Origin of the sequence: Gimesia aquarii (genome assembly GCF_007748195.1) — a bacterium.
Taxonomy (GTDB): Bacteria; Planctomycetota; Planctomycetia; order Planctomycetales; family Planctomycetaceae; genus Gimesia; species Gimesia aquarii.
Map to the genome: position 1 here is coordinate 3,351,679 of NZ_CP037920.1, position 14,213 is coordinate 3,365,891.

At 46.0% G+C, this 14,213-nt stretch carries 3 protein-coding genes; 2 read left to right on the plus strand and 1 reads right to left on the minus strand.

Translation table 11 applies throughout. From position 1 onward, the window contains the following. Positions 1-60: 60 nt before the first annotated feature. Positions 61-10,998 (minus strand): Calx-beta domain-containing protein, encoded by a 10,938-nt coding sequence (locus V144x_RS13345; RefSeq protein ID WP_144985651.1) that lies wholly within the window; start codon positions 10,996-10,998, stop codon positions 61-63. A 1,343-nt stretch (positions 10,999-12,341) separates the two neighbouring features. On the opposite strand from V144x_RS13345, the gene V144x_RS13350 reads away from it, so the two are divergent. Both V144x_RS13350 and V144x_RS13355 read left to right on the plus strand, forming a co-directional pair. Further along, a complete protein-coding gene (locus V144x_RS13350) occupies positions 12,342-12,752 on the plus strand; it encodes a hypothetical protein (protein WP_144985652.1) in 411 nt (136 codons plus the stop codon). Between the two features lie 71 nt (positions 12,753-12,823). Further along, positions 12,824-13,798, plus strand: coding sequence for a DUF1559 domain-containing protein (locus tag V144x_RS13355; RefSeq protein ID WP_144985653.1), 975 nt, complete (start codon positions 12,824-12,826; stop codon positions 13,796-13,798). Positions 13,799-14,213: the final 415 nt, after the last annotated feature.

Sequence of the window (14,213 nt, forward strand, 5' to 3'; positions counted from 1 at the left end):
TCATGAATAGAGAGCATTAACTAAGAAATAGGTATCTGACCTTATTGTAATCATACCTCTTTAAAACGGCACTAATTCTGTCTCATTTTGTATAGTCAAAAAGAATGAATCCGCTTCTTCAGGCGTGGAATGCTCACCGAGGTCAATATTCAATTCCCAGGATGGTAGGTTGCGAATACCGGGAGCCAGGGTCTCTTGCATCACTCCTTCTGCTTCATGATCATAGCCTAACAGGTGGCCGAGTTCGTGCATGATGACGGACCAGAGATCCACTCGACCAGCGGCATCACTGTCGGGCAGGGCAATGAGGGATAAGTGACTTGACTGTTCGAACTCACTATGATCACCAGGTGTGTCATCAATAAACCAGCCATATCCGGCGGCATTAACATCGATGTAAATTGTACCGGTAACGGCGCGACCTAATGTGTTTCCCGTAAGGTTAACGATTTCAATGTCGATATTTTCCAGTGTTTCGTTTTGGCTTGGAGTAAGCTGAGGACTGACGTATTCAACAACACCGTCCAATACTGAGTCGGCAGCAGACTGTGAAAGAGAAACTGGTGAGGTTTGCGGTTCAGCTTGAGACGTATCGGCAATCAATGGATTGTTCCAGGCTTCCGGGAAATTCTGAGGATAGGTAATCGCCGTTTGACCAAGCTTACTTTTGTTGTAGTTGCTCACAAACAAATTGAGATCTTTAAAGTCGACGCTATTGTTTTGATTATAGTCGGCAAACCAGGAAAGGTCTGAAGCAGACTCGCTGGGGATGGTCTGATAAACACTGGCGAACAGCATCAGATCTTTAAAATTGATTGCGTCATCATCGTCGAGATCAAAGGGGTTCGCCCAAATATCGGCTCCTGCAAATTCTACTAAGTTCGTTGTGACGGGAATATTACCATCCAAATGGACTTGCTGCGAATTGATATTAAAACCAAGATCATAAGGGCCAATACTTCTGCCGGGAAGATCGAGTTCGACTTGGTCTTCTGCAAGGGGTTCAAATTTGATACGAGCAAACAAAAGATGACCTGCAATTCCTAGTTCAGATGCATTTGTTTCGGCGAACAGACCTTCTACTGTTCCCAAAGCATCGTTAATTGTTCCTGCCTGATTTTGAGAGAAGCTTGCACCAAATTCGATATCAGTTGCTGATGTAAATTCTGTATGATAATTGAGATCTAGTTCTACGGAGAAAATTCCCTGATTGGTAGGACTGCTGGCATTGACCCATATTTCGACCCAGTAAGAAGACCATTCGGTAATGGAATCCTGATTTTCTGGAAGTAAATTGACTTCTCCGTTTGGTTGTGTATTTGTGGGTGAGTTGACAACACGCAAATCAATATTCGCTGAGGCAATGATATCATCTACAATGGTAACTTCTGCCTGATTGTCTGCAAATAAAACGTTGCGACCATTCGCTTGAAGATTCGTTAAATTAACGAGAAACGTTTCATCAGCTTCTAACAGAAAAGAATCGATAATCGAAATCGTAATGGTTTTTGATTGTTCTCCCGGAGAGAAGTTGATCGTGCCAGACGTGGCCACATAGTCTTCTAGGTCAATAGCAGTTTGATCTGTCGTAGCAAAATCAACGTTGACTGTTGTGTCAACTGGCGAGTCCAGAGATACAGTCAACGTTGCGAATCCCGAATCTTCGTCGACAAAGATATCATCAATTGATATGCGGGCTTGATCATCATCGAAGATGGTGACTTCGCCCTGGTCATCTGTGAGAATGACATCGGTGCCATTTGTTTGAAGGTTACTCAGATTAACGAATAAGAATTCACTGAGCTCTACGAGGTCATTATTCACTATAGGAATTGTGATTGTTTGGGTTTGCTCGCCTGGATTGAAGGTCAGAGTTCCAGTTTGAGATAAATAGTCTTCAGGACCTGTCGCTGTCTGATCAACCGTTTCAAAGTCAACAGTGATGATTTCTCCAACTGGTTGATCTAAGGATACAGTCAGAGTTGCAGTTCCAATGTCTTCATTGACAGAAATATCATTGATGGAAATGGTGGTCTGGTCATCGTCAGTGATGGTGATTTCTGACTGCGAGTCTGCGAACGTGACATCAAGTCCGTTGGCTTGAATATTGGATAGATTGATAAAAAATGATTCTGTTAACTCTACGTCATCGGTATCGATTATGGGAATAGTTATGGTTTGCGGTTGCTCTCCCAGAGTGAAAACTAAAGTGCCTGTGTGGTGGAGATAATCTGTAGGATTTGTTGCTGAATTATCAACGGTAGCAAAATCGACGGTGACGGTTGTGTCCACCGGTTGGTCCAACGACACGAGTACGGTTGCAGTTCCCGCGTCTTCATTGACGGTAATATCAGTAATCGAAAACGTAGACTGGTCATCATCAACGATAGTTACTTCTGCCTGATCGTCTGCAAGAATGACATCTGAACTACTGGTTTGTAAATTACTGAGAGTCACAAAAAATGTTTCATCAAATTCGACAGCGGCATTGTCCAGGATCGTGATGGTTATGCTTTTCGATTGCTCTCCTGGATTAAATGTTAAACTGCCTGATTGGAATAGATAATCAATTGAATTTAATGCTGACTGATCATCGGTTATAAAATCGATACTAACTGCTGTGTCGACGGGACTGTCTAAAGAGACGGTGAGAACCGCGGTTCCATCCATTTCGTCAATCGAGAGATCACTAATTGTTAAATTAGACTGATCGTCATCAAGAATCGTGACTTCGCCCTGATTATCGGCGAATGTGATATTTGCACCGTTTGCTTGGATATTACTCAGGTTCACAAGAAATGATTCTGTAAATTCCACAAGAGCAGTGTCAGTGATATCAATAATGATCTCTTGTGATTGCATACCCGCATTGAAGGTGAGGGTGCCTGACTGGGCGGTATAGTCGTCGGGGTCGACGGCGAGCTGATCTGCGGTGGCAAAATCGACGTTGACGGTGGTGGCGACCGGTTGATCCAGGGTGACCGTGAGCGTGGCGGTACCGTCATTTTCGTTGACTGTGACATCGTCGATGTCGATGGTCGCTTGCTCGTCATCGAGAATGGTGACTTCACCCTGGTCGTCGGCAAAGGTGATGTTGGCGCCACTGGCCTGGATGTTGGTGAGGTTGACGAGGAACGTTTCAATGCCTTCCACGATGTCCAGGTCATCGATGATATCGACGATGATGGTCTGGGACTGCTCTCCCGGATTGAAGGTGAGTGTGCCGGTTTGGGCGGTATAGTCGTCGGGATCGAAAGCCGTCAGATTATCGGTGGCAAAGTCGACGGTGACGGTGGTGGCAACCGGTTGATCCAGGGTGACCGTGAGTGTGGCGGTACCGTCATTTTCGTTGACGGTGACGTCGTCGATGTCGATCGTGGTCGCTTCATCATCGAGAATGGTGACTTCACCCTGGTCATCGTCGAAGGTGATGTTGGCGCCGCTGGCCTGGATGTTGGTAAGGTTGACGAGGAACGTTTCAATGCCTTCCACAATGTCCAGATCATCGATGATATCGACGATGATGGTCTGGGATTGCTCTCCCGGATTGAAGGTGAGGGTGCCTGTCTGGGCGGTATAGTCGTCGGGATCAACGGCGAGTTGATTTGCCGTGGCAAAGTCGACGGTGACGGTGGTGGCAACCGGTTGATCCAGGGTGACCGTGAGTGTGGCGGTACCGTCATTTTCGTTGACGGTGACGTCGTCGATGTCGATCGTGGTCGCTTCATCATCGAGAATGGTGACTTCACCCTGGTCATCGGCAAAGGTGATGTTGGCGCCACTGGCCTGGATGTTGCTAAGGTTGACGAGGAACGTTTCAATGCCTTCCACGATGTCGATGTTATCGATGATATCGACGATGATGGTCTGGGACTGCTCTCCCGGATTGAAGGTGAGGGTACCTGTTTGAGCGGTATAGTCGTCGGGATCGAAAGCCGTCAGATTATCGGTGGCAAAGTCGACGGTGACGGTGGTGGCAACCGGTTGATCCAGGGTGACCGTGAGTGTGGCGGTACCGTCATTTTCGTTGACGGTGACGTCGTCGATGTTGATGGTCGCTTGCTCATCATCGAGAATGGTGACTTCACCCTGATCATCGGCAAAGGTGATGTTGGCGCCGCTGGCCTGGATGTTGGTAAGGTTGACGAGGAACGTTTCAATGCCTTCCACAATGTCCAGATCATCGATGATATCGACGATGATGGTCTGGGACTGCTCTCCCGGATTGAAGGTGAGGGTGCCGGTTTGAGCGGTATAGTCGTCGGGATCAACGGCGAGTTGATTTGCCGTGGCAAAGTCGACGGTGACGGTGGTGGCAACCGGTTGATCCAGGGTGACCGTGAGTGTGGCGGTACCGTCATTTTCGTTGACGGTGACGTCGTCGATGTCGATGGTGGCTTGTTCATCATCGAGAATGGTGACTTCACCCTGATCATCGGCAAAGGTAATGTTGGCGCCGCTGGCCTGGATGTTGGTAAGGTTGACGAGGAACGTTTCAATGCCTTCCACAATGTCCAGATCATCGATGATATCGACGATGATGGTCTGGGATTGCTCTCCCGGATTGAAGGTGAGGGTGCCTGACTGGGCGGTATAGTCGTCGGGATCAACGGCGAGTTGATTTGCCGTGGCAAAGTCGACGGTGACGGTGGTGGCAACCGGTTGATCCAGGGTGACCGTGAGTGTGGCGGTACCGTCATTTTCGTTGACGGTGACGTCGTCGATGTCGATCGTGGTCGCTTCATCATCGAGAATGGTGACTTCACCCTGGTCGTCGGCAAAGGTGATGTTGGCGCCACTGGCCTGGATGTTGCTAAGGTTGACGAGGAACGTTTCAATGCCTTCCACGATGTCGATGTTATCGATGATATCCAGAACGATAGTCTGGGATTGCTCTCCCGGATTGAAGGTGAGCGTACCTGTTTGAGCGGTATAGTCGTCGGGATCGAAAGCCGTCAGATTATCGGTGGCAAAGTCGACGGTGACGGTGGTGGCGACCGGTTGATCCAGGGTGACCGTGAGTGTGGCCGTGCCGTCATTTTCGTTGACGGTGACATCGTCGATGGAGATTGTGGTCGCTTCATTATCGAGAATGGTGACTTCTGCCTGATTGTCTCCCATAATGACATCGGCACCATTGGGCTGAAGGTTAGTGAGATTCAGGAGAAATGATTCATCACCTTCTACAATATTCACATCATCGGTGATATCGACGATGATGGTCTGAGATTGCACTCCCGGATCAAAGGTCACAGTCCCTGTTTGGGTAGTATAATCGCCGGGATCGAAAGCCGTCTGATTATCGGTGGCAAAGTCGACGGTGACGGTCGTATCAACTGGTTGATCTAACGAGACGGTAAGTGTGGCGGTACCGTTATTTTCGTTCACTGTCAAGTCACTGATTGATATGATAGCTTGATCATTATCTTCAATCAGGACCGTTGCCAGACTATTAGAAAAAGTAACGTTCTCCCCATTCTGAATGTTACTTAAACTGATCAGAATGGATTCATCATCTTCCACGAGATTATCATCAATGATGTTTACAGCGATAGTGTGAGACTGCTCTCCCGGATTGAAGGTGAGCGTGCCAGTTTGTGCCGAATAGTCATCTGGAGCGACCGCTGTTAGATTCGTTGTGGTGTAGTCTACACTTATGGCGGTATCGACTGCGAAATCCAAAGAGACAGTCAGCATGGCTGTTCCCGCATCTTCATTCACTGATATATTATTAATTGAGAAACTGGCCGACTCATTATCCAGAATAGTGACCTCTGCCTGAGCATCGGCAAAAGTAACATTTGCCCCGTTGGCCATGATGTTGGATAAGTCTACAAGAAACCTTTCATCGCCTTCCACAATGTTATTATCGACAATGGAAATAATGATGGACTGTGACTGCTCTCCCGGATTGAAGGTGAGTGTGCCGGTTTGGGTGGTATAGTCGTCGGGATCGAAAGCCGTCAGATTATCGGTGGCAAAATCGACGGTGACGGTGGTGGCCACGGGTTGGTCTAATGAAACGGTAAGTGTGGCCGTGCCGTCGTTTTCATTGACGGTGACATCGTCGATGGAGATGGAAGCTTGTTCGTCATCAAAAATGGTGACAATTGCCTGATTATCTCCCATAATCACATCAGCACCATTCGCCAGAAAAGCAGTCAGATCGACCTGAAATGTTTCGTCAGCTTCCACAATATCAAGATCATTGATAATAGGAACGATGATGGTTTGTGACTGTACTCCGGGGTTAAAGGTGAGGGTGCCTGTCTGAGCGGTGTAGTCGTCCAATTCAATTGCCGACTGATCCGCAGTGGCAAATTCCACAGTGACAATTTCGTCGACCGGTTGGTCTAATGAAACGGTGAGTGTGGCCGTGCCGTCATTCTCGTTGACCGAAATATCATCGATGGAGATGGTGGCTTGATCATCGTCCTGAATGGTGACAATTGCCTGATTATCTCCCATAATCACATCAGCACCATTCGCCAGAAAAGCAGTCAGGTCGACCTGGAATGTTTCGTCGTTTTCTACCAGATCATCATCAATGAGAGAAACGAGTATCTGTTGTGATTGAACTCCGGGGTTAAAGGTGAGGGTGCCTGTCTGAGCGGTGTAGTCGTCCAATTCAATTGCCGACTGGTCCGCAGTGGTGAACTCCACTGTGACGGTCGTAGCGACCGGTTGGTCTAACGAGACAGTGAGCGTGGCGGTGCCATCATTCTCGTTCACTGTAATATCATCGATGGAGATGCTGGCTTGATCATTATCTTGAATGGTGATCTCACCCTGATCATCGGCAAAGGTAATGTTCGCACCACTGGCCTGGATGTTGGTGAGATTGACGAGAAATGTTTCGTCAGGTTCTACCAGATCAGTATCATCGACAATGGAAATAATGATGGACTGTGACTGCTCTCCCGGATTGAAGGTGATTGTGCCTGATTGTGCGGTATAGTCGTCGGGGTCGACGGCCGTCAGATTATCGGTGGCAAAATTGACGGTGACGGTGGTGGCGACTGGTTGATCCAAGGTGACCGTGAGCGTGGCGGTACCGTCATTTTCGTTGACGGTGACATCGTCGATGGAGATGGAAGCTTGTTCGTCATCAAAAATGGTGACGATTGCCTGGTCATCTCCCATAACCACATCAGCACCATTTGCTAGAAAAGCAGTCAGATCGACCTGAAATGTTTCGTCAGCTTCCACAATATCAAGATCATTGATAATAGGAACGATGATGGTTTGTGACTGTACTCCGGGGTTAAAGGTGAGGGTGCCTGTCTGAGCGGTATAGTCGTCCAATTCAATTGCCGACTGATCCGCAGTGGTAAATTCCACAGTGACAATTTCGTCGACCGGTTGGTCTAATGAAACGGTAAGTGTGGCCGTGCCGTCATTCTCGTTGACCGAAATATCATCGATGGAGATGGTGGCTTGATCATCGTCCTGAATGGTGACGATTGCCTGATTATCTCTCATAATCACATCAGCACCATTCGCCAGAAAAGCAGTCAGATCGACCTGGAATGTTTCGTCGTTTTCTACCAGATCATCATCAATGAGAGAAACGAGTATCTGTTGTGATTGAACTCCGGGGTTAAAGGTGAGTGTGCCTGTCTGAGCGGTATAGTCGTCCAATTCAATTGCCGACTGGTCCGCAGTGGTGAACTCCACTGTGACGGTCGTAGCGACCGGTTGGTCTAACGAGACAGTGAGCGTGGCGGTGCCATCATTCTCGTTCACTGTAATATCATCGATGGAGATGCTGGCTTGATCATTATCTTGAATGGTGATCTCACCCTGATCATCGGCAAAGGTAATGTTCGCACCACTGGCCTGGATGTTGGTGAGATTGACGAGAAATGTTTCGTCAGGTTCTACCAGATCAGTATCATCGACAATGGAAATAATGATGGACTGTGACTGCTCTCCCGGATTGAAGGTGATTGTGCCTGATTGTGCGGTATAGTCGTCGGGGTCGACGGCGAGTTGATTGAGGGTGGCAAAATCGACGGTGACGGTGGTGGCAACCAGTTGATCCAGGGTGACCGTAAGCGTGGCGGTACCGTCATTTTCATTGACCGTGACGTCGTCGATGGCGATTGTGGTCGCTTCATCATCGAGAATGGTGATTTCACCCTGGTCGTCGGCGAAGGTGATGTTGGCGCCGCTGGCCTGGATGTTGGTAAGGTTGACGAGGAACGTTTCAATACCTTCCACGATGTCCAGATCATCGATGTTGTCAACGACGATAGTTTGAGATTGCACTCCAGGTGTGAAGGTGAGGGTACCCATCTGGGTGGTGTAGTCGTCTGGGCTGACGGCTGATTGATCAACGGTGTCGAAGTCGACGTTGACGGTCGTGGCGACCGGTTGGTCTAACGAGACAGTGAGAGTGGCAGTGCCGTCATTTTCGTTGACGGTGACATCGTCAATGGAGATCGTGGCTATTTCATCATCGATAATGGTGACTGTTCCTTCTGCATCTCCCATTGATACGTCGAACCCATTGGCCATGATGTTGGATAGATTGACGAAAAATATTTCATCACCTTCGATAATGTCAACGTCGTCAATGATGTCAACGACGATAGTTTGAGATTGCACTCCCGGGGTGAAAGTGAGGGTGCCTGTTTGGGCAGTATAGTCGGTTGGATTGAGAGCCGACTGATCAGCAGTGGCGAAGTCGACCGTGACAGTGGTGTCAACCGGTTGATCAAATGAGACGGTGAGTGTGGCGGTGCCATCATTCTCGTTCACCGTAATATCATCGATTGAAATGCTGGCCTGATCATTATCTTGAATGGTGATCTCACCCTGATCATCGGCAAAGGTGATGTTGGCGCCATTGGCCTGGATATCGGCCAGACTAACGAGAAATAGTTCCGTGTCTTCTACAAGATTATCATCATCGATGGAAATATCGATGGTTTGTGATTGCACTCCCGGATTGAAAGTCAGAGTGCCCGTTTGGGCAGTATAATCGTCTGGACTGGCGGCTGATTGATCGGCGGTGGCGAAGTCGATGGTGACGGTCGTGGTCACGGGTTGGTCTAATGAAACGGTAAGCGTGGCCGTTCCGTCATTTTCGTTCACAGAGATATCATTAATCGAGATCGTGGCCTGTTCGTCATCGATAATGGTAACTTCTGCCTGAGAATTTCTCATCAATACATTGAATCCATTGGCTATGATGTTGGACAGATTGACGAAAAATGTTTCATCACCTTCGACGATGTTAACGTCATCAATGATATCTACGACGATGGTTTGAGATTGCACTCCCGGAGTGAAGGTCAGGGTACCCGTCTGGGTGGTATAGTCGTCGGGGGCCACAGCGAGTTCATCGAGGGTGTCAAAGTCAACGGTGACAGTCGTGGCGACCGGTTGATCTAACGAGACCGTGAGAGTGGCCGTTCCGTCATTTTCATTCACGGAAATATCATCAATCGAAATATTAGCCTGATCATCGTTTAATATTGTGACTTCAGATTGCTCATCAGCAAAAGTGATATTTGCACCATTGGACAGGATATTGCTCAGATTGACGAAAAATATTTCATCTGCTTCCACAATATTATTATCGGTGATATCAACGATTATGGTGTGTGACTGTTCTCCCGGGTTAAAGATCAGGGTGCCTGTTTGGGAAGTATAATCGTCTGGGCTGGCGGCTGATTGATCAGCGGTAGCAAAGTCTACACTCACAGTGGTGGCGACTGGTTGGTCTAACGAAACGGTGAGAGTGGCCGTTCCATCACTTTCGTCCACAGAGATATCGTCGATTGCGATCGTAGCTTCATCGTCATCTAAGATGGTAACAGTAGCCTGAGGATCTCCCATAATCACATCGGCATCACTAGTTAGAAGATTGGTCAGGTTAACCAGAAATGTTTCATTGCCTTCCACGAGATTGTCATCACTGAGAGGGACTGTGATGGTTTGTGATTGTACTCCCGGGTTGAAGATCAGGGTGCCTGTCTGGGCAATATAGTCACCAGTAGTGAGGGCCGATTGATCTGCAGTCATGAAGTCCACACTGATAGCTGTATCGACAGGATGATTCAGCGAAACTGAAATCATTGCTGTGCCGTCATTTTCATTTACGGAAACATCATCGATCGAAACAATGGCTTGATCGTCATCCAGGATTCTAACTTTGGCCAGCGTATCGGAAACAATCAGGTTGGAACTTGTGGTTTGAATGTTAGACAAACTTACTAAAAATGTTTCCGTACTTTCCACCAAATTCGAATCGACGATGGGAACGTTAATGGTTTTTGATAGTTCGCCTGGAGCAAACGTCATTGAGCCAGATGCAGCAAGATAGTCATCGGGATTATTGGCTGTTTCATCAAAGATCAAAAAGTCAAAACTGACTTCGGTATCGATGGGGTTATCAAGAGAAACAACTACAGATGCCGTTCCATCAAATTCATTCACAGTAATGTCATTGATCGATAGAGTGGATTGGTCATCATTTAGAATTGTGACTGTTGCTTCGCTATTGTCGAGAGATGTCCCTGTGCTATTGTTAAGCAAATGGACTTCAAATGTTTCATTTTCTTCAGTTAAGACATCACCATTAACCTGAATTGAAATCGTTTGTGTTTGTAAAGTACTTGATGGATCTGCCGCGAAGTTAAGCGTGTTTCCTTGTGAAACGTAGTCAGCATCTACTGTTGTTGCTGTAGCATCTGCTGTTGTGAAATCGACAGATGCAATACTATTGAGGTCCCCTGGAGCTGCGCCAGTTCGTGAGACTGTTAGAACGACATTAGAAGTGCCGGCATCACCTTCGACAAATGATACATCATCTATGCTAAAAAGCGATGTTAAGAGTGTGCGATCTTCGAGCTGTTCGATTAAATTTCTATAACGGCCTTGAATTGTTTGATAACGTTTCAGTGAGCGGGAACGTTGCTTGCTAAACGTGCGTGGGCGAGATGATCGACATTTCGAGGCGATTGACCTTAACCAGTTCGTCAACAACATGGATGGAGTTTCTTTCTGGAGTGTCTAAATTCTTGTAATCAATTCTGTGTTCATGTGTATTACAAGAATGTTGGTTTGGGTGATATGGGGTGATTAAGCATAGTGTATGGTTTCTAGGGCATAAGATAAATTTTCATTATGTAAAAGCGTACCAATGCACTCGTTATCATTCCAGCACTTTTGTTCGGAATTATTGACGGTTTAGGGTTTTTCTGAGACGTCCTGTTATTGTCTGCATAGGAGACGAATTTGACATTGCAAGTGGTTGAATGTATATGTTATTTTGTTCATATAGACTGAATTCAATGCTATGTCTTTTGAAATGAATAAAGATCGCTACAGAGTCTACTAGGTCAAATTTTTACGTTATTGAACTGGGAATATTTCATTTGACCTGTTGAATTAACATGAAATCAGTTCCGAGGTTGAGGAACTGATTTCATGGTCGTACTAAGAGGTTAAAACGCGCATGGCAGAATTGAATCGAAACTCAACCGATCTATTCCGAGCTGCTTTATTCGTCACTGGCATGCACTAATACCAGTGAGTGGAGTTCAAACATTGATAAGTATTCTGATTGAGAATTATCGAATTGGACTGGCTCTAGCGCACTCGAAAAGGCTTGTTATCTAGCAGTGCTCAGTTGTGTAATTTTTCTTTGAGTTGTTTTTCAAGCTCTGGATTCGGTTAGAGGGGGCACATCAACCCCCCCCTCATTCAGGCTGAGTTTTTTGATGGGCTAAGTAATGAAAAAACGTTTCTTAAATGAGGTAGCAACAGAGCAGTTTGTTAATGCGATTTTCAATTTTTATTTTGTTATGTTTTTTAATGAACTAAATGTCATAACTTTATAATTCGTTTCTGAAATCAGTTGACAAATATTATAGGAATTCTATAAACGAACAATATATTGAGTATTACATATTGTATTAGTAAGTATTACATATTGTTGTTTATTGTGTTGGATTTTGTTTGATTTCCTATTTGATGTGATGATATAGAGATTTGTTGTTGTGAAAAACTTGATTTGCGCATGTTCGATATCATGGCTCTATTTTACAAATTATATAAATTTATTTTACAAATTGATCTGACCAATTAACTCATTGTTTAGATTGTGAATGTATCATTTGTATATTGATAGATTTAGGGCTAGAAGAGTCTCTATGAACCAGTTCAGAGTTGTTAATGCATCATTTGATTCAAGCCCGAATTCTTTTAGAGATCAACAACAAAGAGTGGCACTACATCTCTTTCAAAAATCGTTCCTTTTTTGAAATGGGATTATCCAATTGTTTTAAACATGTTCGATTCTTTCGGAGCTTTTTTAGTAGGTTACCAGTATGCGCATTTTGCTTTTGGTTGTGATGTTTTTAGGAACTACAGGTTGTGGAAAAAGTATAGAGCAAGCAAGCTCTTCAGCTTCCGGTAAGATCACCCTAGACGGTAAGCCACTCACATCCGGAACTTTGAATTTTTATCCCGCTAACGAAGGTAACAGTGCATTTGCAACCATCAACTCGGATGGGACATTCACCGTTAATACAAGTGCTGGAACAAATGGATTAGAACCAGGAGACTATAGCGTTGTAGTTAGCTACGAGGTGCCTTCAATGATAGATGATGAAGGTGCCGAAGTGCCAGGTGTTAATCCTATTCCAGCTAGATTTCGGAATGAAGAGGCCCCTGAAATATCGATCACTGTTCCTAAGAGCGGCACAGATGCATTGAATATTGATTTAACCTCTCAATAGGAACTGTTTACTAGATTACGATATTTTAAAGCTCAGTTTTATTATATTTTTATTTGAAAAAGGGTGCTCTCATGAGAAATCAATTCAAACGAGGATTCACACTAATTGAACTACTGGTTGTCATTGCCATCATTGCGATTCTCATTGCACTACTCCTGCCTGCAGTACAGCAGGCACGCGAAGCCGCCCGCCGATCGCAATGTAAGAACAATCTGAAGCAGTTCGGATTAGCAATACACAACTATGTCGAGACACATGGAGTATTGCCACCCGGCTATGTCAGGCAACGTGGGAGTGACTCTAACAATTTTGGAAACTGGTCATGGGGAACCTACCTTCTTCCGTTCGTAGATCAAGCTTCTCTTTACAACCAACTCAATCCAGGCAACGTCCAGATGGTTGACGCTATCAATCCGAACGATCCCGTGCACGGAGATTCTGGAACGAGGTTGCTCCGCCTAATGCAAAAGCCAGTGGTTATATTTCGTTGTCCTTCTGATGTTGGACCAGACGTTAATAGAAATGTTGGTGGTGATCGTGAAGTAAGGGACGCGGGGTCGCAAAATCGGAATACGGCCATTTCGAATTATGTCGCTGTCAATCGTAGTCATGAAACCAATCGAGGTGCTGGTGGAGTTCAAGGCGGTCCCTTTTATCAAAACAGCAAAGTAAAGATTCGGGATCTGACCGATGGTACGAGCAACCAGTTATTGCTTGGTGAACGAATTTGGAAAAAAGTAGCCACTGTTTCCACCAATAATCCTTGGGCAGGTAATGTTTTTGGAGCTGCCGGAACGCGTCAGGCTCATAATGGTGGTGTTGCTTCTGTCATGGGGTGTGGAAAGCGAAAACTTAACTGTCCTGAAAACAATGAATGTCGACGTGGATTCCTGAGCACTCACGAAGGAGGCGTTCATTTCTTGATGGCTGATGGCGCTGTTCGGTTCATCAGCGAAAACATAGATCACAATACAAACCCAGCTGTGAATTCAACATTGGAATACCTGATGGCGATTCAGGATGGCAATACCATCGGCGATTTTTGATTGATGATGTTCTCCGGTCCCTCCGACACCAAGTTGGTAATCCGAATAGGACTCTGATTTAATAATGATCTATCACCTTTTGACAGTCACGGCCATCACGATAGGGGCGGTGTTTTCGTTGCCTTTGATAAACTCGATGTTTGTGATTTTGTCTTGGCGTTTTGGCTTTACTGCGAGGTATCGGATCTACTGAGCACGTAGTTGGAAAGCGAATTCACTTATCGATACATTGACACGGCGGATATCGTTGGCGAAGTGGATTCCGTTGAGAAGCTCGTGGTCTTCCATTAGGCTGTTCATGTAGTAAAGTCGTACGACCTCAAAACGATCTTTTCTATGTTGTTGGGGAAGCTCCAGCCAGCCACGCCTCTTAACAGGTGAATGGTTTAGGCACTGGTCTTTCATGTCAGTGAGA

What these genes read in the sequence shown, in the direction of transcription:
- V144x_RS13345 (WP_144985651.1), bottom strand. Translation starts at nt 10,998, where the DNA reads ATGTTGTTGACGAACTGGTTAAGGTCAATCGCCTCGAAATGTCGATCA.
- V144x_RS13350 (WP_144985652.1), top strand. Translation starts at nt 12,342, where the DNA reads ATGCGCATTTTGCTTTTGGTTGTGATGTTTTTAGGAACTACAGGTTGT.
- V144x_RS13355 (WP_144985653.1), top strand. Translation starts at nt 12,824, where the DNA reads ATGAGAAATCAATTCAAACGAGGATTCACACTAATTGAACTACTGGTT.